This window comes from Streptomyces sp. NPDC017890 (assembly GCF_044328675.1).
Lineage (GTDB): Bacteria > Actinomycetota > Actinomycetes > Streptomycetales > Streptomycetaceae > Streptomyces.
The window spans coordinates 161,411-183,285 of record NZ_JBIRHU010000007.1 but is presented as its reverse complement, the minus strand read 5'-3'; the positions used below and the strand labels follow the sequence as shown (position 1 = coordinate 183,285).

The window sequence follows — 21,875 nt, the reverse complement described above, 5'->3', positions numbered from 1 at the left end:
GCTCAGTGCGCGGTCCAGCCTCCGTCCAGGACGAGTGAGGTGCCGGTGACGAAGGACGCCTGCGGACCGCACAGGTAGGCCACGGCCTCGGCGACCTCCTCCGGTTCGATGAGCCGCCGCACGGCGCTGTCCCGCAGCAGTACGTCGGTCAGCACCTGCTCCTCGGGGATGCCGTGCGCCCGGGCCTGGTCGGTGATCTGCTTCTCGACGAGCGGGGTGCGCACGTAGGAGGGGCTGACGCAGTTGGAGGTGACGCCGTGGGCGGCGCCTTCGAGGGCGGCGGTCTTGGACAGGCCCTCCAGTCCGTGCTTGGCGGAGACGTAGGCCGCCTTGTAGGCCGAGGCGCGCAGGCCGTGGACGGAGGAGATGTTGACGATGCGGCCCCAGCCCTGCCCGTACATGTGGGGCAGGGCGCCGCGGATGAGGCGGAAGGGAGCTTCCAGCATCACGGTGAGCACGGTGTGGAAGACGTCGGGCGGGAAGTCCTCGATCGGCCGCACCAGTTGCAGCCCGGCGTTGTTGACGAGGACGTCGGTGCCGGCGGCCGCGAGTTCGGCGGCGTCCAGGTCGGTCAGGTCCAGGAGGTGGGGTTCGACGCTGCCCGCGAGGCCCCCGCAGCTCTCCGCGAGGGCCTCCAGCCCGGCGGCGTCCCGGTCGACCGCCCTGACCTCGGCTCCCGCGGCGGCCAGCCGCTGCGCACAGGCACGGCCGATGCCGCCGGCGGCGCCGGTGACGAGGGCGGTACGGCCGCCGAGGTCGAGCGAGGGGGCGTGGGGGGCCGGGAGGACACTGGGCGAGGTCATGTTCCGACCCTAGGCAGCGTCCGCCCCGGCCCCCATGTGGGCACGCCCCATACTTCAGACGGAACCAGTGGGGTCGAACCATGTGGGGGCGTCGGACAGCGCCTGCTTGACCCGGGCCTGCCCGAAGTCCCTGAGGTCCGGCAGCGCGTCCACCGCGAACCAGCCCACGTCCAGCGACTCGTCGTCGTTGACCCGGGCCTCGCCGCCGACGGCCCGGCAGCGGAAGGTGATGTCCATGTACTGGCAGACGTCGCCGTTGTCGTACGTGACCGGGTTCAGCGCCTGGACGAGGACCACCCGCTCGACGACACACCGTACGGCCGTCTCCTCCTCGACCTCGCGCACCGCGCAGGCGGCGGGCTGCTCTCCCGGTTCCGGGATACCGCCGATCAGTGACCAGCGTCCGTTGTCGGACCGCCGGCCGAGCAGCACCCGGCCCTCGTCGTCGAAGACGACGGCGGTGACTCCGGGGAGCCACAGCAGCTGGTGTCCGGCCGAGGCGCGCAGGTCGCGGATGAAGTCGGGAGTAGCCATGCGTACGACCCTAACGGGCCCCTCGGGTCACTTCCGGCGGTGTCGCGGGGCGTGCGGCGGGCGTACGGCTACACGCTCCGGGCGCGTCGCCCGCGCACACCGGCACCGACGGCCCAGCCGAGCCCGGCGGCCGCGACCAGCGCCAGCGCGATCTCGGGCGCCACGCCCAGCCGGGTGGCGGGCGTCTCGGAGGAGCGCAGGGGCACCTCCTGGACCAGGGAGTCCGCCACGAACATGCCGGTCTTCTGGGTGATCCTCCCGTCCGGCATGATGATCGCGCTGACGCCGCTGGTCACCGGCACGGTGACGGTCCGGCTGTGCTCGACCGCGCGGATGCGGGACATGGCGAGCTGCTGGTAGGTCATCTCGCTGCGGTCGAACGTCGCGTTGTTGCTGGGTACGGAGATCATCTGGGCGCCGTCGGTGACCTCGGAGCGCACCGCCCAGTCGAAGGCGGCCTCGTAGCAGGTGACGAGCCCGACCTTGGTGCCGGCCATGGTGAACACTCCCGGTTCGGTGCCCCGGCTGAAGTCCTGGCTGACCATGGAGGTCCACTCGTCGTTGATGGCCCCGATGAGCGAGCGGAGCGGGAGGTACTCGCCGAACGGCTGGATCTGCCTTTTGTCGTAGGTGTCCACGGGGCCCTTGTCCGGGTCCCACAGGATCTGCTCGTTGAGCAGTTTGCCGTCGCGTTCCACGACGCCGCCGACCGAGACGGGCACGCCGATCGCCTTGGCGGCCCGGTCGATGACGAGGCGCGCGTCGGCGTTGGCGAAGGGGTCGATGTCCGAGGAGTTCTCCGGCCAGAGCACGAAGTCGGGCTGGTCGGCCCTGCCGGCCTTGACCTCGGCGGCCAGGCGCTGCGTCTCGCGCGCGTGGTGGTCGAGTACGGCCCGTCGCTGGGCGTTGAAGTCGAGGCCCGCGCGCGGCACGTTGCCCTGGATCACGGCGACGGTCGCCGTGCCGTCCTCCGCCTTGTCGCTGACCAGCGGCCGGGCTGCCACGGCGCCCACGACGGGTACGGCCACGCTGAGGAGAGCCACCGCCGCCGCGCTCCGCCGTACCTCGTCGGTGCGGCGCGCCCGGAGGGCCAGGCGCACGGCCTCGTGGAGGCCGAAGCCGCACAGGACGACGGCGAAGCCGAGTACCGGCGTGCCGCCGACCGCGGCGAGCGGCAGGAACACGCCGTCCGCCTGCCCGAACGCGATCTTGCCCCAGGGGAAGCCTTCGAACGGCACGCGCGCGCGTGCGGCCTCGCCCGCCGTCCACAGCGCCGCCGACCACACGGGCCAGGCCGGCAGCTTGGAGACCGCGGCGACGCCCGCGCCGACCAGCGCGACGAAGAGCGCCTCGATCGCGGCCAGGGCGAGCCAGGGCCCGGGGCCGACCTCCACGCCGGTCCATACCAGCAGCGGCAGCAGGAAGCCGAGGCCGAAGAGGTAGCCGAGGCCGAGGCCTGCTTTCCAGCCACGGCCGCGCAGCACCCAGCCGAAGACACCGAAGGCGGGCAGGGCCAGCCACCACAGGGTGCGCGGCGGGAAGCTGACGTAGAGCAGCACTCCGGAGAGGGCGGCAGCGGCGGCCGGGAGGAGGCGCAGGAGCCGCGCGGCGGCACGCGGGGCGGGCGTCGTCTGCGGCTGCGTCCGGTCCGACTCGCCGACGGAGGTTGCGGTGGCTGTCACCCCCCGGAGTGTACGGCGGGTGACCACGCCGCCGACAGTACGGTCCGCGGTCGCCGCGAGGCCACGGGCCCGTTTACGAGGTGGCGGAGCCGCGGTCGCCGGCCCGGCCCGGCCCGGTCCGGTGCCCCCGAGTGCGCTCAGTGCGCCGGCCCCGGCGCCTTGGGCCTCAGTCGGTCCTTGATGACCTGGACGGCCGCTTCCGCGTCGTCCACGGTGATCGTGAAGGTGTGTCCGTCCCACAGACGCAGGATGACGCCCTCCCCCCGCCGTACGACGACCGCGGTGCCCTTCTCCGGCCGCCAGCGGTAGCCCCAGCCGCCCCAGTGGCGCGGGGTGACGTGCGGGGCGAACTCGGCGCCCACGACGTGGGAGAGGGGGATGCGGCGACGGGGCACGCCGATGTGGCCACAGCGCACCTCGAGGCACTCCTCGTCGACTCTCAGCGCGACGTGTACGAACGCCAGCGTGCCGAAGAGCACGAGCAGTCCCGCCGCGATGCAGCCGACGACCGCCATGGCCAGCGGGGCGACGCCGGACTCCCAGGCCGATTCGACGGCCAGCGCGATGCCGAACGCCACGCAGGCGGCGCCGATGAGTGCCAGCAGCCATTGGACCCGGTTGGTGGCACGTCCCGTCCAGACGTCCGGCTGGGGGGTGGTCTCGCCGTGGCGATGCCTCATGCATACGAGATTACTCACGTTTCGCTGCGCGCGTACCTCGTCGCGCAGGGTGACTGGGCCGACCGGGCGTGCCCGCCGGTCAGCGGGCCGGCGTGACCGCTCGCAGGAGCCGGCCCTCGTCGTAGGCGAGCGCGGGCGCGGGCAGCGTGCCCTCACGCCCGCTCAACAGCACGGTGAGGGTGCCCTTGTCCGGGGCCCCGGGATCGGGGCGGGCGCCGATCCGGCGCAGCGCCTGGGCGGCGACCGCACCGGCGGAGCCGTGCAGGACGAGGCGCGGGGCGCCGGGGCGCTGCACGGCGGCACGGATGCGTTCGGCGACCAGTTCGTAGTGCGTGCAGCCCAGGACGACGGTGGTCACCGTGTCGGGTGTCAGGGCGGCCGCGGCGGCGACGGCCGCGGTGATCGCGCTCTCGTCCGCGTACTCCACGGCGTCGGCGAGCCCCGGGCACGGCACTTCGGTGACCGTCACGTCGCCGGCGAACTCCTCGATGAGACCGCGCTGGTAGGGGCTGCCGGTGGTGGCGGGCGTGGCCCAGATCGCCACGGGGCCGCCGCCGGCCGCGGCGGGCTTGATCGCCGGGACGGTGCCGATGACCGGCAGCGCGGACTCGAACCGGGCACGCAGCGCGGGCAGCGCGTGCACGGTGGCGGTGTTGCAGCCGACGATCAGGGCGTCCGGACGGTGCGCGGCGGCGGCCTCGGCCACGGCGAGGGCCCGCCCGGTCAGGTCCTCGGTGGTGCGCGGGCCCCAGGGCATGCCGTCGGGGTCCAGGGAGAGGATGAGATCCGCGTCCGGTCGCAGGCGCCGTACCGCGGCGGTGGCCGCCAGCAGACCGATTCCGGAGTCCATGAGCGCGATCTTCACCCGGCCACCATAGTCGATGGGCCGCTGCGGGCCGGTGTCGTGGGGCAGACTGCGCACGTGAGCGCCGATGCGTGGACTTCCCCCGTGACCGTCGTGTCCGCCCTGTCACTCGCCGCCTGGCTGTGGCTGCTGCTCGCCCGGGGCTTCTTCTGGCGTACGGACGTCGGACTGCCGGCCCGGGAGGAACCCGCCGCCTGGCCCTCCGTCTGCGTGGTCGTACCGGCGCGCGACGAGGCGGCGGTCCTGCCCGCGAGCCTTCCGTCGCTGCTCGCGCAGAGCTACCCGGGGCGGGCGGAGGTCTTCCTGATCGACGACGGCAGCACGGACGGGACGGGTGAGCTGGCGTGCGAGCTGGCCCGGCGACAGGAAGGCCTGCCGCTCACCGTGGCGTCGCCCGGGGAGCCGCCCGCCGGCTGGACGGGCAAGCTGTGGGCCCTGCGGCACGGCATCGACCTGGCACGCGCGCGTGAGCCCGAGTACCTGCTGCTCACGGACGCCGACATCGCCCACGCGCCGGACAGTCTGGGCCGGCTGGTGGCGGCGGCCCGCACCGGCGGTTTCGACATCGTCTCGCAGATGGCCCGGCTGCGGGTGGAGAGCGTGTGGGAGCGGCTCGTGGTGCCGGCGTTCGTCTACTTCTTCGCGCAGCTGTACCCGTTCCGGTGGATCGACGGAAAGGGGGGAACGGCGGCAGCGGCGGGCGGCTGCGTGCTGCTGCGCACCGATGCCGCCGAGCGGGCGCGGATCCCGGACGCCATCCGGCACGCCGTCATCGACGACGTGGCCCTCGCCCGGGCGGTCAAGGGCGGCGGCGGCCGCGTCTGGCTGGGCCTGGCCGACCGGGTGGACAGTGTGCGTCCGTATCCGCGGCTGCACGACCTGTGGCGGATGGTCTCGCGCAGCGCGTACGCCCAACTGCGGCACAACCCCCTGGTGCTCGCCGGAACGGTCGCCGGCCTGGCCCTGGTGTACCTCGTGCCACCGGTGGCGGTGGTCGCGGGGGCGGTGACGGGGAGCACGGCGACGGCCGTGCTGGGCGCCGCCGCGTGGCTGGTGATGGCGGGGACCTACGTGCCGATGCTGCGCTACTACCGGCAGCCGTTGTGGCTCGCTCCGCTGCTGCCGTTCACCGCGTTCCTGTACCTCCTGATGACGGTCGACTCGGCGGTGCAGCACTACCGGGGGCGCGGTGCGGCCTGGAAGGGCCGCACCTACGCCCGTCCGGGCGCCGTGCCCGAGGAGGGCTGAGCGCCCGCGCCCGGAGGGGGTTCACTTGCGGCCGGGGGTCCAGTTCATGCCCCATCCGTAGGCGTGGTCGACCGTCCGCTGCGGGCTCACGCCGCGTTCCGGGACCAGGTAGCGGGCCTCGCGCTGGACGACCAGGTCGCTGCCGGTGTTGGTGATCAGCGCCAGGGCGCACACCGTCGAGGGGACCGTGCACTCGTCGAGCGAGAAGTCGATCGGGGCGCCGTACTGCGGCTGGAGGGTGACCGTGGCGTGCAGGTCGGCGAAGGAGCGCGCCCCCTCGTAGATGGTGACGAAGACGAGGACGCGCCGGAAGTGCTGCTTGTGGTCGAGGTTGACGGTGAGGTTCTCGCCGGTCGTCACCGCGCCGGTGCGGTCGTCGCCGTCGAGGTGGATGAACGGCGGCTGGTGCAGGGACCCGAAGGCGTTGCCGAGGGCTTGGACGACGCCCTTGCTGCCGTCGGTGAGTTCGTACAGGCAGCACAGGTCGAGGTCGAGGTCGTCGTGCATGGCGACCGGGCGGCCGAGCTTGCGGGCCCAGCCGGAGAACTGCTTGCGCACCTGCCAGTTGAGGTTGACGCGCATGGCGCCCGACGTACCGCCCTGCTTGGTCAGCGAGACGGAGGGTGCCGCTTTGGTGAGCGTGACCTTGGTCAGGCGGACCGGTTCGGCGGAGGGAGCCGCCGGAGGGGGCGGCGGGGCGGCGGCCGGCTGGGGCACGGGAGGGGCCGGGGGTGCCGGCGGGGGCGTGGTGACCGTGGGGGCGGCCGGTGCCGGCGGGGGCGCCTGCTGCGGCTCGTCCACCGAGATGCCGTAGTCCGTGGCCAGGCCCTCCAGCCCGCTGTCGTAGCCCTGGCCGACGGCACGGAACTTCCATGCGCCCTGGCGGCGGTAGAACTCGCCGAGCACGAAGGCCGTCTCGACGGTTGCGCCCGGGTTGTCGAAGCGGGCCGCCACGGTGTTCTGCGCGGCGTCGCGGACCTCGATGTACAGATCGGGGATCCGCCCGAACGGTCCGCCGTCCGAGGACGCGGCGAGGATCACGGTCTCGATCGCGGGCTCCACGCGCGCGAGATCGACGAGCAGGCTGTCGGTCACCCGGCCACCGGCATCCCGCTTTCCCTCGTGGCGGACCGCGCCGGAGGAGTGCGCCGGCTGGTTGTAGAAGACGAAGTCCGCGTCGGAGCGGACCTTCCCGCCCACCAGGAGCAGGGCCGACGCGTCCGCGTCGGGCACGCCGACGCCGGATCGCCAGCCCAGTTCCACCCGCAGCGCCGTCGTGGGCACCGGAGTGTTCGATCCTTTCGACATTGACATGTCCGCCCCCATCACGTGTCACCGAGCCGGGCCCTGCCCCCGACGGCCGGCCGAGTTGTCCGCGCCCAACCTATTCCCCCGCCGTCCGCCCCTCGCAAGGAGTGCGGGAAGACGTCCGGACAACCGCAGGTAACCCGCCCGGAACTCGGCTTTTACCCCAAGAACGCGTGTCGTGACGCCCCATTTTGCCAAGTTCGCTCGCATTGGGGATCCCTGGTCACCGCGGACACGGAAAACAACACTCTTATCGGTCTCCCCAACCAGCACATCGTGGGCTTAACTTATGTTCCATGACCTCCCCCCGCTCCACTTATGGCGGCGGCTACTACTCCGCCTCCTTCCCGGACACTCCGATCTACGACTCGCTCGTGGCCGAGCGGGGCACCCCGCAGATCGCCCCGATCCGGGTCCCCGCCGCCTACGACGCGCCGGGCAGCCACCTGCCCGCGCTTCCCTCGGCGCTGCCCGCCCTCCCGGCGGGCCCCTCCCAGCCCTCCTACGGCTACCCGCAGCAGGCGCCGCAGCCCGCCCCGCTGCAGCAGGCCCCCGCCCCCTACATCCCGCACCAGGCGACCGCGCCACGCGGGTATCCCGGACCCCAGCAGCCGCAGCAGCCACGCCCGGCCGCGCCCGGCCCCGCGGGGTACGAGGCGATGCGCCCCACGGCCCCCCGGCCGGCCCCGGCGCCGTATCAGGACCCGTACAACCAGCAGCAGTACCGCGGCTACTGAGCCGCCCTCGGGGTTGTCGGTGCCACCTGGCACGATGACCTCATGGGGAACGCGCGACTGCAGTCGATTCACGTCCATCCGGTCAAGGCGACCCGGAGCCTGCCGCTCCGGGAAGCCGTCGTGGAGCCCTGGGGGCTGGCCGGAGACCGCCGCTGGATGCTGATCGACGACGGGGGAAGGGTCGTCACACAACGCCAGCAGCCGCGCCTCGCCCTGGCCGCCGCCGAGCTCATGCCCGGCGGCGGCGTCCGGCTGTCCGCGCCCGGCCGGGAACCGCTCACGGTGCCGGTCCCGCACGGGCCGGGCACCGTCGTGGTGCAGATCTTCCGCGACAAGGTGGAGGCGCTCCCCGCGGCGGACGAGGCCGCGCACGCCTGGTGCAGCGCCTTCCTCGGAGTGGACGTACGGCTGGTGTACCTGGACGATCCCGCCACGCGCCGGCCCGTGGACCCGCGGTACGCGCTGCCGGGCGAGACCGTCTCGTTCGCCGACGGCTTCCCGCTGCTGCTCACGACGACGGCCTCTCTCGACGCCCTCAACTCCCTGATCGCCGAGGGCGAGCACCCGGACGAGGGCCCGCTGCCCATGAACCGCTTCCGGCCGAACGTGGTCGTTTCCGGCACCGGCCCGTGGGCCGAGGACGGCTGGTCCCGCATCATCGTCGGCGAGGTCGCCTTCCGGGTCGTCAAACCGTGCGGGCGGTGCGTCGTGACGACGACCGACCAGGGCACCGCCGGGCGCGGCAGGGAGCCCCTGCACAGCCTCGGAAGGCACCGCCGCGTCGACGGCAAGCTGGTCTTCGGGCAGAACCTGGTCCCGGCCGGCCGCGGCACGGTCCGGGTCGGCGACCCGGTGCGGATCGTCGAGTGACGTGCCGCTCTCCCGGGGCGGGTTCCGGACACCGGCGGGGACCGGGGAACCCGGCCCGCGGCCCGCGCGTTGATCCTTGACGAGACGTTCATGAGACAACCGGCGGCGAGCCGGGGCGAGGCCGAGCGGCGCTCTCTCCATGGCCGGCCCGCGTGTGAACGGCTCGACCGGGGGCGGTGCGAAGCGGGGAGGGAGTGCGGATCGTGCGGGCGATCAGCGGGCTGTGGCGCTGGCGGCACAATGCCCTGTGCCGCGCGACCGACCTGGCCGAGGCCTGGGTGGCACTGGCGGGACTGCTGCTGATCCTGTCCCTGGCCCCGCTGATCGGCACGCTCGTGGGCGGTGCCGCGCAGGACGCCCTGCAGCGGTCGGTGCGCGAGCAGCACCAGTCCCGGCACCGCGTCACGGCCACGGTGGTCCGTGCGCTGGAGCGTCCCCCGCTGACCGTCGACCCCGAGGGCGCGTCCGCCGGGGACCTGCGCAGCCGTGTCCTCGCCGGCTGGACGGCGCCGGACGGCTCGCGCCACGAGGGGCCCCTCATGACAAGCGTCGACGATCCGGACACCGGCGACCGTTTCGCGATATGGACGGACGCGCGGGGCCGGACGGTGGCCCGACCGCTGGACTCCGGGACCGCGACGACGCACGCCGCGCTCGCCGGGTTTGGCGCCGCCGTGGCGGCCGCCGCCCTGGTCGAGACCGCCCGGCGGATCGTCGTGTGGCGCATGGTCCGCCGCCGGTACGCCCGCCTGGAGCAGGAGTGGGACCGGGCCGGCCCGGACTGGGGCAGGACCGGCGCGGGCAGCTGACGGGCTTCCGCCTCCGGTCAACTCACCACCTGTGCGCACGCTACGGTGGACCGGCCGAACCGAATCGGCGACGACCCGCGTACGACGAGGTGGGGGCACAGCAACGCCATGGCACAGGGCACGGTCCAGGTGACGCACACCGGCACCTCGCGGTGGCGGCGCCGCACGGGTGAGTACGCATCGCTCGCCGCCGCCCTGGAGGCCGCGGCCGACGGTGACGTCCTCACCATCGCCCCCGGGACCTACCGGGAGAACCTCGTCGTCCAGCGGGCGGTGACCCTGCGCGGCCCGGAGGGCGCCCAGGGTTCCGTGCGGATCGCGCCCGTCGACGGCGTCCCGTTGACCGTGCGCGCCTCGGCGGTGGTGCAGGAACTGCACGTGGAGGGCCAGGACGCGGCGGCGCCCGCGGTACTCGTCGAGGAGGGCACACCGGAGCTGCTGGGACTGCGGGTGGTCACGCGTTCCGCGTCCGGGATAGAGGTGCGCGGCAGCGCCCGGCCGACGGTGCGGCGTTGCAGCGTCGACAATCCCGCCGGTGTCGGCATCGCCGTCCTCGACGGCGGGGGTGGTGTGTTCGAGGAGTGCGAGGTCGTCTCTGCCGGTCAGGCGGGCGTCGCGGTGCGCTCCGGCGCGCACCCGCGGCTGGAGCGCTGCCGGATCCACCACGCCGCGGGTTCCGGCCTGACGGCGACGGGCGAGGGCTCCGCGCTGGAGGCCGTGGGCTGCGAGGTCTACGAGGTGCGGGGCAGCGGCGTGCAGGTCACCGGCCGGGCCACCGCTCATATGACCGACTGCGACGTGCACCGCACCACCGGCGACGGCGTCACGCTCGACACGGACGCGGTGCTCACGCTCGCCGACTGCCGCATCCACGAGATCCCCGAGAACGCGGTCGACCTGCGTTCCCGCTCCGTCCTCACCCTGACCCGCACCACCGTGCGGCAGTTCGGGCGCAACGGCCTGTCGGTGTGGGATCCGGGCACGCGGGTGGACGCCAACCAGTGCGAGATCTTCGACAGCACGGGCGACTACCCGGCGGTCTGGGTCAGTGACGGCGCGACGGCGGTGCTCGACTCCTGCCGGGTGCACGACGTCCCTGACGCGTTGTTCGTACTGGACCGCGGATCCCGCGCGGACGTCGTCGACAGTGATCTGTCCCAGGTGCGCAACACGGCCGTGTCCGTGAGCGACGGCGCCACCGCGCAGCTCGACGACTGCCGCATCCGGGACGCGGCCACGGGCGCGTGGTTCCGCGACCACGGCAGCGGCGGCACCCTGAACAACTGCACCCTGGACGGCAACCGCACCGGCGTGATCGTCACCAAGGGCGCCGACCCCACCATCGAACGCTGCACGGTCGACTCCCCCTCGGAGGCGGGCGTCTACGTGTCGGCCGGAGGCCGCGGCAGCTTCCTGAACTGCCGCGTGACCGGCAGCGCCGGCTACGGCTTCCATGTGATCGACGGCTGCCGTACGACGCTGCGGAAGTGCCGTACGGAGCGCTGCGCGCGCGGCGGTTACGAGTTCGCGGACGGCGGCCCGGACACGGCCTACGACTCCGGCCCGCTCGTCGAGGACTGCACCAGCGACGAGAGCGGTGGTCTGACGCCGCCTGCCGCGCCGGAACCGGTCGTGCAGACGGTCAGCCACTCCCCCGGCCTGCTGGGCTCCATCCCCGGGCAGCGCAGCACCGAGCAGGAGCCGCTGGTCGCTGGCGGCGGGCCGCAGGAACCGACGCGTACCTCGAAGGCCGTCCTCGGCGAACTGGACGCGCTGGTCGGCCTGGACAGCGTCAAGCGCGAGGTGCGGGCCCTAACCGACATGATCGAGGTGGGCCGGCGCCGGCAGCAGGCGGGCCTGAAGGCCGCGTCGGTCAAGCGACACCTGGTCTTCACCGGCTCCCCGGGCACCGGCAAGACGACGGTCGCCCGCCTCTACGGGGAGATACTCGCGTCGCTCGGCGTCCTGGACAAGGGCCACCTCGTCGAGGTGTCGCGGGTGGACCTGGTCGGCGAGCACATCGGCTCCACGGCGATCCGTACCCAGGAGGCGTTCCAGCGGGCGCACGGCGGCGTGCTGTTCATCGACGAGGCCTACGCGCTGTCCCCCGAGGACGCGGGCCGGGACTTCGGCAAGGAGGCCATCGACACGCTGGTGAAGCTGATGGAGGACCAGCGGGACGCGGTCGTGGTGATCGTCGCGGGGTACACGGCGGAGATGGAGCGTTTCCTGTCCGTCAACCCCGGAGTGGCGTCCCGGTTCTCACGGACCATCACCTTCGGCGACTACGGCCCAGAGGAGCTGCTGCGGATCGTGGGGCAGCAGGCCGACGAGCACGAGTACCGGCTGGCGCCGGGCGCGGCCGAGGCGCTGACAAAGTACTTCACGGCGATCCCCAAGGGCCCGGCCTTCGGCAACGGCCGCACCGCCCGCCAGACCTTCGAGGCGATGGTGGAACGGCACGCGAGCCGGGTCGCCCAGCTGTCCGACCCCAGCACGGACGACCTGACGCTGCTCTACGCCGAGGACCTGCCGGAGCTGCCGTAGCCGGCGCCGGACTCCCCTTCGGCCCGTCAAGCGGCTCACGACGACGAACGGCGCGGTGAGCCGTTCGACGTCGTCGTCGAACGGCTCACCGCGGCAGGCCGGTACAGTCCGGCGAGCGGGCATCGTCATCGTCGGGCGGACCGCTCCCGTCACGCGACCTCAGTGGGTCGACGCGGCCAGTCGCGCGTCCTCCGTGTCCGGCTGCCGTGTCGCGTCGGGGGCTACCTCGCCGACCGGAGGGACGTGGCGCAGCAGTGCCGCCACCAGGACCGCCGTCAGCAGGGCGAAAGCCGCGCTCGCGGTGGCTGCCGTCTGGAGCCCGGCGGTGAAGGCGTCCTTCGCGGCGGCCAGGAGAGGGGCGCCGTCGGGCAGGCGTTCCGCGGTGGCGATCGCGGCACCCACGGTGTCCTTGGCCGCGGCGGGCGCCTCGTGGGGCATCTCGCCACGGTAGACCGCGGCCGCGACCGTGCCCGTGACGGCGATACCGAGGGCGAGGCCGAGGTCGTAGGCCGTCTGGCCGGTCGCCGCGGCGGCACCCGCCTTCTCGGCCGGTGCCGAGCCGACCGCCAGGGTCGTGCCCAGGACGCTGATCGGGGCGACTCCGAACATGATCACGGCGAGTCCGAGCGAGACGGTCAGGACCCCTTCGGCCAGGGCGATGGCGGCGTATCCGATGAGGGACAGCAGCAGGCCGCCGATCAGGACGTACGCCGGGCGGAACCTGCGGGCGAGGACCGGGGTCAGCTGGGAGCCCGCGATCAGGCCGGCCGCTCCGGGCAGCAGCCACAGTCCTGCCTCCAGCGGCGACTGGCCCGCCACGGCCTGCAGGTACTGCGGGACGAGGTACTCGACACCGTTGAGGGCGGTCATCCCCAGCAGCAGGGCGAGCAGCGCGCCGGTGAAGGCCCGGTCGCGGAAGAGCCGCAGGTCCAGCAGCGGTGCGGCCAGCTGGTTCTGCCGGCGCACGAACGCGACGATGCCGACCCCACCGGCCGCGAAGGCGACGGCGGGCTCCCAGGGGGAGGCGGCCGAGGCCAGGCTCTTGATCGCGTACACCACCGGCAGGACGGCCAGCAGGAACAGTGCGACGCTCATCAGGTCCAGCCGTCCCGGGGTCGGATCACGGTACTCGGGCAGCAGCATCGGGGCCGCGACCAGCGCCAGCAGCATGACGGGCACACCCATCAGGAAGACCGAACCCCACCACCAGTTCGCCAGCATCACCCCGCCGACCACCGGTCCGACTGCCAGACCGACCGAAAGCGCGGTCACCCACATCGCGATGGCGGTCGCGCGCCGGCGCGGGTCGGCGAACATGTGGCTGATCAGGGCGAGCGTGGAGGGAAGCACGGCCGCACCGGCGATGCCGAGCACCGCGCGGGCGCCGATCAGCACCTCCGGGCTCGGGGCGTACGCGGCGACCAGCGACGCCAGGACGAATCCGGCCGAGCCGATCATCAGCAGCCTGCGGCGGCCGATGCGGTCACCGAGTGTGCCCATGATGACCAGGGTGCCGGCCGTCAGGAAGCCGTAGATGTCGGTGATCCAGAGCACTTCGGCACCGCTGGGCTGTAGATCGGCGGTGAGGTACGGCGTGGCCAGCCACAGCACTCCGAGGTCTGCGGTCATGAGGGTCACGGGGAGCAGGAGAAGGGCGAGCCCGAGCCATTGCCGGGTGCCGGTGCCGGTTGTCCTGCCGGGGGCCTGAGATGTGGTCGGTGAAGTCATGGGACGACTGTGCGGGGCGGCGCTTCGGATTCGGCTCGGACCGTGTTGCGGTGGTGTTCGGGGATCCTGGGGCGCCCCTGGCCCCCGATCTCCGGTCGGGGGCGTGGGAACGACGAACGCCGCGGCCACCCGGGGGGTTACCGGGGTGACCGCGGCGCTTCGCGCAGTGGTGGAGCATGCCGGGCATCTGGTCGCCGGGGCGCGGCGAACGGGGCTCGTTCAGGGGGGTGGGCCGACCGATGTGGGCGTCAGCGCGGCAGGTGCTCGTCCAGCGCGGCGTCGGCGGCCTCGAGTACCTCGCCCACTCGTGCGGGCCGCAGTGCCTGGGGGACGCCGGAGAGCTCGGTGCCGTGCAGCAGTCGCACCGACGACTCGGCGACCCCGCAGAACTCCGATACACCCACCCGCAGTTGGAGGTCCAGTGCGCCGGCGAGGCCGGTCCGCCCGTAATCCCCGTCGGTGCCGCCCGCGAGGCCCAGCCAGAGCATCCGTTTCCCGGCGAGCCGGGGCCTGCTGCGACCGTACGCGAACCCGTAGTTCCACACCCGGTCGATCCAGCCCTTGACGACGGCCGGCGGTGCGTACCACCACACCGGGAAGACGACGAGGATGTCGTCCGCGGCGGCGAGACGGTCCATGTGGGCGTGGACCTCGGGCGAGTACCGCTTCTCCCGGTCCTCCCAGTCCGGTTCGTCGACGGGTGTCAGCCGCGGGTCGAATCCCTCCGCGTACAGGTCGAGGAGGTCCAGGGTGTCGCCCGCGTCCTTGATGCGCAGCTGCAGATGTCCGGCGACCTGGGCGGTCAGCGAGTCGGACCGGGGGTGGGCCAGGACCAGCAGGGTGTGACGCATGGGAGTCTCCGATCTCCTTGGGTGGGGCGCGGTGGGCGGGAGTGTGCCGACGGAGGTCAGATGCCGAGGCCGCTGCCTCCGCTGACGTCGATGTTCTGACCGGTCACCCAGCGGGAGTCGTCCGAGGCCAGGAAGGAGACGACATCGGCGACGTCGTCGGGCTGACCGACGCGGTTGAAGACGGAGAAGCCCGCGGCGTGTGCCTTGGCGGCGGGGTCGGCCATCCAGGGGTGGATGTCGGTCTCGATGGTGCCGGGAGAGACGGCGTTGACGGTGATGCCACGGGGGCCGAGGGTCTGTGCCAGGGTGAGGGTCAGTACCTCCACGGCCCCCTTGGAGGCGGCGTAGGAGGTCATGCCGGGGAAGGCGACCTTGGTGACGCCGGAGGAGATGTTGATGACGCGGCCGCCGTCGCGCAGCCGCTCCAGGCCCTTCTGGATGATGAAGAAGGGCGCCTTGGCGTTGATGGCGAAGACCTTGTCGTAGTCGGCCTCGGTGACCTCGTGGATCAGGCCGGGGCCGGCGATGCCCGCGTTGTTGACCAGGATGTCGACGCCGTCGGCGTGCTCGTCGAACGCCCGCCACAGGGCCTCCGCGTCACCGGGGACGCCCAGTTCGGCCCGGATCGCGAAGGCGGTGCCGCCGGCCGCCTCGATGCCGGCCACGGTCTCCTTGGCCGCCGTTTCGTTGGTGGCGTAGTGGACGCCGACGCGGGCGCCCTCGGCGGCCAGGCGCTGGGCGATGGCCCGGCCGATGCCGCGGCTGGCGCCGGTGACGAGAGCGGTCTTGCCGTTGAGCGCGTTCATGATGGGGGTCCTTTCGAAGGGCTCGGTGCCTCGTGGCTTGTGGGGAACACTGTGGGACGCGGTGCATCGGATCGGGCTCGGACGGTGTTATGGCTCTGTTCGGAACCGGTTTCGGTGCTCTCGCGAGGCCGGGTGCGGGTTTCGCAGCCGCTGGCGGGCTGGTGCCGCCGGGCGGTGACGACCTGACGTCGCCGGTGGCGGCCGGGCGGGTGCCGGTGGCCGGTGACGACCGGGAGCGGCCGTCCCGTACGGCTGCTGGGCGCGGCCCGTCGTGGCGGGAAGCCGGGGTCGGCAGGCACCGGTACGGCCGTTCCCCGACCGCCGTCTCCAACAGCGGTGTCCGAGGCCCGGGTTACCGTTGCGTCATGCGATTCGGGGTGCTGGGGGAGACCGCTGTATGGACCGATGCCGGGCAGCTTGTGCGGGTGCCGGAGCTGAAGGTGCGGGCCCTGCTCGCCTCCTTGCTCGTGGACCCCGGGCGGGCCGTGGCGGCCCACCGGCTGATCGACGACCTGTGGGGTGACGAGCCGCCGGGCAACCCGACCAGGGCGCTCCAGGCGAAGGTCTCCCAACTGCGCCGTGTCCTCGAGGAGGCCGAGCCGGGCGGTCGCGACCTGGTGGTGTCCCGGGCTCCCGGCTACCAGCTGGTCGTGGCTGAGGGAGCACTCGACGCGGACCGGTTCGCGGGGCTGGCCGCCGGTGCCAGGGCCGAGGGGGACGCGCGCGTGCGGGCCCGGCTCCTCGCCGACGCGCTGGCCCTTTGGCGGGGGCCGGCGTTCGCGGACTTCGCCGAAGAGGCTTTCGTCCGGGCCGCCGCGCACCGGCTGGAGGAGGACCGGCTCGCCGTTCTCGAGGGCCGGGCCGAGGCACGGCTCGACAGCGGGGAGCACGCCGTGCTCGCCGGTGAGCTGGCGGAGCTCGTCGAGCGGTACCCCCTGCGGGAACGGCTGCGGTCCGTGCAGCTGCGGGCCCTGTACCGGTCCGGCCGGCAGAGCGAGGCGCTCGCCGGGTACGAGGAGCTGCGGGGCCGGCTCGCGGACGAGCTCGGTCTCGACCCGAGCCCCGAACTGGCCGGGCTGCAGCGGGCGATGCTCGTGCAGGACCCGGAGCTGGGTGCCGATGCCGCACCTCCCGGCCCTGCTCCCGTCCGTACCCGGACGAACGTCGTCGCCCCGTTCAGCGGTCTGATCGGCCGGGAGGGCGAGGTCACCGACCTACGGGAACTCCTCGCCATCCGACGGCTGGTCACCGTCACCGGCCCCGGAGGCGTCGGCAAGACCCGCATCGCGGTCGCCGTCGCCGTCGCCGAGCAGGTGGAGGGTACGTTCCCGGACGGTGAGTGGCTGGTCGAGCTCGCCGGATCCGCCGGCGACCTCGCCGAGGTCGTCGCGGCCGCGCTGGAACTGCGGGACGACGGGACCTGGGGCGTACGGCCCGAGGGTGGACGGCCACTCGGCGTGGCGGACCGGCTCGCCGAGGTGCTGCGCGACAAGCGGATGCTGCTCGTCCTCGACAACTGCGAGCATGTGATCGACGAGGCCGCGGAACTGGTGGAACTGCTGTTGCGGTCGGCCCCCGGGCTGACCGTACTGACCACCAGTCAGGAGCCGTTGGCACTGGCCGGAGAGACCCTGTGGCCCGTTCCGCCACTCGCCCCCCGGGACGCGGTCGAGCTGTTCGCGGCGCGTGCCGCGGCCGCTGCGCCTGGCTTCGTGCTCGACGCGTCCAACGCGGACACGGTCGCCGCCATCTGCCGCCGACTGGACGGCATCCCCCTCGCCCTCGAACTGGCCGCGACCCGGGTGCGCGCGCTCGGCGTCCACGGGCTGCAGCAGCGGCTGGACGACCGGTTCCGGCTGCTCGACGTCGGCCGTCGCGGTGTGCCCGCCCGCCAGCGGACACTGCGCGCGGTGATCGACTGGAGCTGGGAACTGCTGACCGGGCCCGAACGGACCGTCCTGCGGCGGCTCGCCGTGCACGCCGAGGGCTGCACGCTGGAGGCGGCCGAGGACGTATGCGCGTACGACGGAGTCGACCGCGTGGACGTCCTGGACCTGCTGGTGAGGCTGGTGGACCGGTCGCTCGTGGTCGCCGTCGACGGGGCGCGCGGCCCCCGGTACCGGCTGCTGGAGTCCGTGTCCGCGTACTGCGTGGAGCGGATGCGGGAAGCGGACGAGCTGGAGGCGGTACGCGGGCGGCACCTCGACCACTACACAGGGCTCGCGGAGACCGCCGATCCCGGACTGCGCGGACCCCGGCAGGACGTGTGGCTGACGCGGCTGGACGACGAGAGTGCCAATCTTCGCTGGGCCCTGGAGGGTGCGGTCGAGCGGCGCGAGACGGGGCACGCGCTCCGTCTCGTGGACGCGTTGTCCTGGTACTGGATCCTGCGGGGCCGGCTCGGTGAGGCGCGGCGCTCGGTGACCGCCGCGCTGGCGCTGCCCGGTGGGGACGCGGCGCTGCGGGTGAAGGCCGGCGTGTGGCAGACCGGCCTGGCCGTCCTGACCGGCGACGGCACCGACCGGGCGGCCCGGATCGAGACGGCGCTCAAGGCATGCGAACAGCTCGCTGATCCGGTCGTGACGGCGTGGGCCCAGTGGTTCCTGGCGCACGCGCTGAGCGGGACGGGGAGCCTCCTGGAGGGAGAGGCGCTCACCCGGGCGGCGCTGGGCGGTTTCCGGGCGAGGGGTGAGCGCTGGGGCGAGGCGGCGGCCCTGGCCGACCGGTCCGTGCACCGTCTCCTGCGCGGGGACCTGGCCGGCGCGGAGGCCGACGCGGGGCGCAGCGTGGAGCTCTTCGGGGAAGTCGGCGACGCCTGCGGACAGTTGTGGTCGGTGTACCCGCTGACGGCTGTGGCCGAGATCCACGGCGACTACGCGCGGGCGGCCCGGCTGCGGCAGGACGGCCTGGACACCGCCGAGGCGTTCGGTCTCTCCACCCAGGCCGCGGACCTGCTGTCCGGGCTCGGACGGACGGCGCTGCTCGTCGGAGACTTCGGCGGGGCACGCGACTACCACGAGCGGTCCCGGCGCCTCGCCACCGAACTCGGCTTCCGCGCGGGCGAGATCAACGCGGAGCTGGGGCTCGGCCTCGGCGCGCGGCGCGAAGGGCTCCTCGACGAGGCCGGGACACGGCTGTGTACGGTCCTGGACTGGCACCGCCAAGTCGGTCTCGACGGCGCGAACGCGCTGATTCTGGCCGAGTTGGGGTTCGTCGCCGAGCTGCGCGGCGACGCGCGGGACGCGCTGGCCCTCCATGACGAGGGCTACGAAACGGCACTCACCACGGGCGACCCCCGGGCCGTCGCCCTCGCCCTGGAAGGCCTCGCCGCAGCCCTCGCCCTCGCGGGCCGGGCCGAAGCGGCGGCGCTCCTCCTCGGCTCCGCCTCCGCGGCCCGCGCCGCCACGGGCGCCCCGCTCCCGGCCGCGGAGCGCCTGGACGTCGACCGGGCCACCGCCGCGGCGTCGGCCGTCCTGGGCGCGGCGAGGTTCGCGGACACCTTCGCGCAGGGCGAGTCCCTGTCACCGGAGGCAGCACATGCGCGCACCCGCGCGTCGCGGGCGCCGGAGGGCCGGCAGCCGGCCCTCCGCGGGCCTGCCGCAAGGAACCCCGACCGCCCGTCGCCCCGTTCTGCCGCGGAGCAGCCGGAGCCCGTCCACGACGCGTCGAAGGAGAGACACGCCGACCGGCGGTGAAGGGCCTCACGCGTGCCACGGGCCGCATCGGTGGCTGAGGTCGCGGGGCCCAGCCACGGTGGGCCCGGCCCATCCGCGACCTCCGGTCACGAAGTGCGCCTCGAACCAGGCCGCTCACCGTCGGCGGTGTGGCGCGGCTCGGGTACTTCCGGGCGCAGCCGGGCCAGCAGACGCTGCCGCTCCTCGGCGAAGGCCGGGTCGGCCTGGTAGTCGGAGTGGCCCAGGATCGGCGCGGGCAGCGGGTGGAGTTCGGTGCGGCCGTACGTCAGCGGGTCCTTGAGGGGGGCGCGGTCCACCGCGGGGCCCGAGTCGCCGGGCAGCCGCATCGGACCGCCGATGGGGTCGGTGCGCCGGTACAGGTTGCGCCAGCAGTCGACCTCCTCGTGCAGCGAGCCGAGTGCGGCCGGGCCGAAGTGGGCCGGGAACCAGCGGCCGTACAACCGCTCCAGCGGGGAGCCGTAGGTGAGCAGGGCGACCCGTCTGCGGGCCGACGGCTCCAGTTGCCAGGCCGCCGAGGCGGCGAGGACGCTGCCCTGCGAGTGCCCGGAGATGACCAGCCGCCCTCCGGTGGCCCGGGTCCAGGTCGCCATCCGCCAGGTGAGGTCGGGCACCGCGCGCTCGGCGTAGCAGGGCGGTGCGAAGGGGTGGGCGGCGCGCGGCCAGAAGGTGCCGACGTCCCACAGGATGCCGATGGTGCGCCGCGCGGAGGCGTCCTTGTAGGCCCGCCTGCCCCAGGTGACGAACAGTATGAAACCGAGACCGATGAGCCAGGAGCCCAGCGCCTGCGCGGTCTGCGCGGCGCCGTGCACGACGGCGTACGTGCCGCGCGCGGCGTCGCCGGGCACCTGGTCGGTCGTCAGGGCGCCCACCAGGGCTCCGGCGCCCAGCAGCAGGGTGGCGGCGGAGATGATGGCGATGAGGAGGGGCGCCCGGTCGGTGAGGGTGGCCATGGCACGGGAGAGCGCGATGCGCCGGGTGCGTCCCGGGTCCCCGGCCTCGCCGGGGTGGTCGCCCTCCACGGCATCCCGTTCGGCGCGGGCGAGGCGCCAGGTGTGCCGGGCGAGCGCGGCGCAGAGCAGCAGTACGACGACGAGCAGTGGCGGGATGACGGACGCCTGCCAGGTCAGCAGGACGGGCGGCCCGTCGATGGACGTTCCGGTGCCGTCCAGCCAGTCCGACACGCGCTGGGCGACGCCGCCGGACATCACGCCGCCCAGCGCGCACGCCAGCATGGCGACGGCGGGGCCGCCGAGGCCGCGGATCGCGACGCGGGCGTCGGGGAGGCTGCGGTACAGCAGGTGGGCGACCACGGCGAGGGCGATGACCAGCAGGCCCTGCACCGTGACGATGCCGCCGAAGGTCATGTCCCCCGGCAGCCGGCCGGCCGACGACCACCGGGGGCGGGCCCAGCCGCCGTACAGCAGGGCGAGAACGAACAGGCCGAGGGCGGCGAGCGGCAGGCGCCGCACGAGGCGCTCGTCGAGTTCCCGGTCGAGACGGTTCTCGCTGCGGCCCCGGCGGCAGACCACCGCGACCACGGCGACGGCCCCGGTGACCAGCGCGGCTTCCAGGATCCATCCGAGCGTGTCGAGCAGCGCCGGTCCGCCCGGCCGGCGGTCGAAGCCGGCGGCCGGCGTGCCGACGGCCGCGGCGACGGTCAGCAGGGCGGCGGCGGTGTGGGCGGCGCGCAGCCGGGCCACCAGGCGGCGCCCGTACCAGAACCCGGGCCGTCCGAGGGCGGTGCGGGCGAGGTCCTCCTCGGGTCCGCTCTCGCGGTCCATCGGCTGCTGGGACTCGTACGCCCGCCAGGTGCGCAGCGACAGGTACCACAGCAGGCCGGTGAGCGCGGCGGGCACCGCGGCCGCCAGGGCGAGCCTGCGGCCGGGCGTGCTCCACCAGCCTCCGTCCGACATCTCGGGTGACAGGAAACCCAGCCAGGAGTGCCGCTCGGCACACGCGCGCGTACCCGCGCACTGCCATGCCACGAGGTCGAGCGCTACCTCGCAGGCCGCGGCGACCAGCAGCACCGTCATGGTCAGGCCCGCGAGCCGCACCAGCAGCCCGTAGAGGCGGACCGTCCGGATCCGGCCGTGCGCGGTGGGGCGCATCCAGTGGGCGAGGTTGACCACCATGAACGGCAGGAGCAGCAGCCACAGGGCGCGGGAGCCATTGCCGGAGGTGAGGTTGCACCAGACGTAGGCCTCAGGCACCGGCCGTCCCCGGTAGTCCTCGGGCCGGGCTTCGGCGTCGGCGTCCTCGGTGCGCCGGAAGACGGCCGCGACGTGGTCGCCGGTGATCCGAACGGTCCGGGGGTCGTCCAGCATCTCAGCGGGTGTCGTGCCGCCCACTCCGTGCACCAGGAGTTCCAGGGCGGTACCGGTCCTCCCGCTTTTCCCGTCTGGGCTGTCTACCCCGTCTCCGCCGTCTTCCCTGTCGCTCCGGTCACTCCCGGCTCTCCGGTCCTTCTGATCACTTCCGTCGCGCGGTCCGTGGGCGCCCTGGACGCCCGTCCCGGTCCGATCCTGTGCCTGTTCCACTCTCCGCACTCCCCCGTGACGCCCCGTCGGCTCTGTCCGTGCGGGCACAAGGATCTCCGCTGAGCGAGCGCCGTACACCCCCCGGCACGGAATCTCCCCGAACCGTGTCACAGGTGACACCGGGACGGGCGTGATGTGACATGAGCGCGACGGGCGGGTGGTGGCGCGGCTCATG

16 protein-coding genes are annotated in these 21,875 nt (G+C 73.7%); 6 read left to right on the top strand and 10 right to left on the bottom strand.

Features of this window, described 5'->3' with window-relative positions; genetic code table 11:
- Positions 1-2: 2 nt before the first annotated feature.
- From ACH4F2_RS11630 to ACH4F2_RS11610, 5 genes are all read right to left on the bottom strand, one after another.
- Positions 3-803 carry a 3-hydroxybutyrate dehydrogenase gene (locus ACH4F2_RS11630; RefSeq protein ID WP_398132517.1) on the bottom strand — a complete coding sequence of 267 codons (801 nt, stop codon included), beginning with the start codon at positions 801-803 and terminating at the stop codon, positions 3-5.
- Positions 804-857: 54 nt separating this feature from the next.
- Positions 858-1,337 carry an NUDIX hydrolase gene (locus tag ACH4F2_RS11625; protein WP_398132516.1) on the bottom strand — a complete coding sequence of 160 codons (480 nt, stop codon included), beginning with the start codon at positions 1,335-1,337 and terminating at the stop codon, positions 858-860.
- 68 nt (positions 1,338-1,405) lie between these two features.
- Entirely contained in the window at positions 1,406-3,019 is a 1,614-nt protein-coding gene (gene lnt, locus ACH4F2_RS11620) for an apolipoprotein N-acyltransferase (protein WP_398132515.1), read from the bottom strand.
- A 137-nt stretch (positions 3,020-3,156) separates the two neighbouring features.
- Positions 3,157-3,699: a hypothetical protein gene (locus ACH4F2_RS11615; RefSeq protein ID WP_398132514.1), complete on the bottom strand. Its 543-nt coding sequence runs from the start codon at positions 3,697-3,699 to the stop codon at positions 3,157-3,159.
- A gap of 79 nt (positions 3,700-3,778) precedes the next feature.
- Positions 3,779-4,564 carry a glutamate racemase gene (locus tag ACH4F2_RS11610; protein WP_398132602.1) on the bottom strand — a complete coding sequence of 262 codons (786 nt, stop codon included), beginning with the start codon at positions 4,562-4,564 and terminating at the stop codon, positions 3,779-3,781.
- A 39-nt stretch (positions 4,565-4,603) separates the two neighbouring features.
- Here ACH4F2_RS11610 and ACH4F2_RS11605 point away from each other — a divergent pair, with 39 nt between their 5' ends.
- On the top strand, positions 4,604-5,812 hold the full coding sequence (locus ACH4F2_RS11605) for a glycosyltransferase (RefSeq protein ID WP_398132513.1): 1,209 nt from the start codon (positions 4,604-4,606) through the stop codon (positions 5,810-5,812).
- Positions 5,813-5,833: 21 nt separating this feature from the next.
- On the opposite strand, the gene ACH4F2_RS11600 is transcribed toward ACH4F2_RS11605, so the two are convergent.
- Positions 5,834-7,120 carry a TerD family protein gene (locus ACH4F2_RS11600; protein WP_398132512.1) on the bottom strand — a complete coding sequence of 429 codons (1,287 nt, stop codon included), beginning with the start codon at positions 7,118-7,120 and terminating at the stop codon, positions 5,834-5,836.
- 296 nt (positions 7,121-7,416) lie between these two features.
- On the opposite strand from ACH4F2_RS11600, the gene ACH4F2_RS11595 reads away from it, so the two are divergent.
- The 4 genes from ACH4F2_RS11595 (at position 7,417) to ACH4F2_RS11580 (ending at position 12,083) form a co-directional block, all read left to right on the top strand.
- A complete protein-coding gene (locus ACH4F2_RS11595) occupies positions 7,417-7,857 on the top strand; it encodes a DUF6643 family protein (RefSeq protein WP_398132511.1) in 441 nt (146 codons plus the stop codon).
- A 42-nt stretch (positions 7,858-7,899) separates the two neighbouring features.
- The gene (locus ACH4F2_RS11590; RefSeq protein ID WP_398132510.1) at positions 7,900-8,727 is read left to right on the top strand and encodes an MOSC domain-containing protein; all 828 of its coding nucleotides are present in this window, start codon (positions 7,900-7,902) and stop codon (positions 8,725-8,727) included.
- Positions 8,728-8,930: 203 nt separating this feature from the next.
- Positions 8,931-9,536, top strand: a complete 606-nt coding sequence (locus tag ACH4F2_RS11585; protein ID WP_398132509.1) for a hypothetical protein — start codon at positions 8,931-8,933, stop codon at positions 9,534-9,536.
- A gap of 108 nt (positions 9,537-9,644) precedes the next feature.
- The gene (locus ACH4F2_RS11580; RefSeq protein ID WP_398132508.1) at positions 9,645-12,083 is read left to right on the top strand and encodes a right-handed parallel beta-helix repeat-containing protein; all 2,439 of its coding nucleotides are present in this window, start codon (positions 9,645-9,647) and stop codon (positions 12,081-12,083) included.
- 159 nt (positions 12,084-12,242) lie between these two features.
- On the opposite strand, the gene ACH4F2_RS11575 is transcribed toward ACH4F2_RS11580, so the two are convergent.
- The 3 genes from ACH4F2_RS11575 to ACH4F2_RS11565 form a co-directional block, all read right to left on the bottom strand.
- Complete coding sequence (locus tag ACH4F2_RS11575) at positions 12,243-13,811, bottom strand: MFS transporter (RefSeq protein ID WP_398132507.1); 1,569 nt, start codon at positions 13,809-13,811, stop codon at positions 12,243-12,245.
- A gap of 248 nt (positions 13,812-14,059) precedes the next feature.
- The gene (locus tag ACH4F2_RS11570; RefSeq protein WP_398132506.1) at positions 14,060-14,662 is read right to left on the bottom strand and encodes an NAD(P)H oxidoreductase; all 603 of its coding nucleotides are present in this window, start codon (positions 14,660-14,662) and stop codon (positions 14,060-14,062) included.
- A gap of 56 nt (positions 14,663-14,718) precedes the next feature.
- Positions 14,719-15,468 (bottom strand): SDR family oxidoreductase, encoded by a 750-nt coding sequence (locus tag ACH4F2_RS11565; protein ID WP_398132505.1) that lies wholly within the window; start codon positions 15,466-15,468, stop codon positions 14,719-14,721.
- A gap of 365 nt (positions 15,469-15,833) precedes the next feature.
- Between ACH4F2_RS11565 and ACH4F2_RS11560 the strand changes: the two genes are divergently transcribed.
- Positions 15,834-19,163 (top strand): BTAD domain-containing putative transcriptional regulator, encoded by a 3,330-nt coding sequence (locus ACH4F2_RS11560; RefSeq protein ID WP_398132504.1) that lies wholly within the window; start codon positions 15,834-15,836, stop codon positions 19,161-19,163.
- 86 nt (positions 19,164-19,249) lie between these two features.
- Here the strand turns inward: ACH4F2_RS11560 and ACH4F2_RS11555 are convergent, their stop codons facing one another.
- Complete coding sequence (locus tag ACH4F2_RS11555; RefSeq protein WP_398132503.1) at positions 19,250-21,487, bottom strand: hypothetical protein; 2,238 nt, start codon at positions 21,485-21,487, stop codon at positions 19,250-19,252.
- Positions 21,488-21,875: the final 388 nt, after the last annotated feature.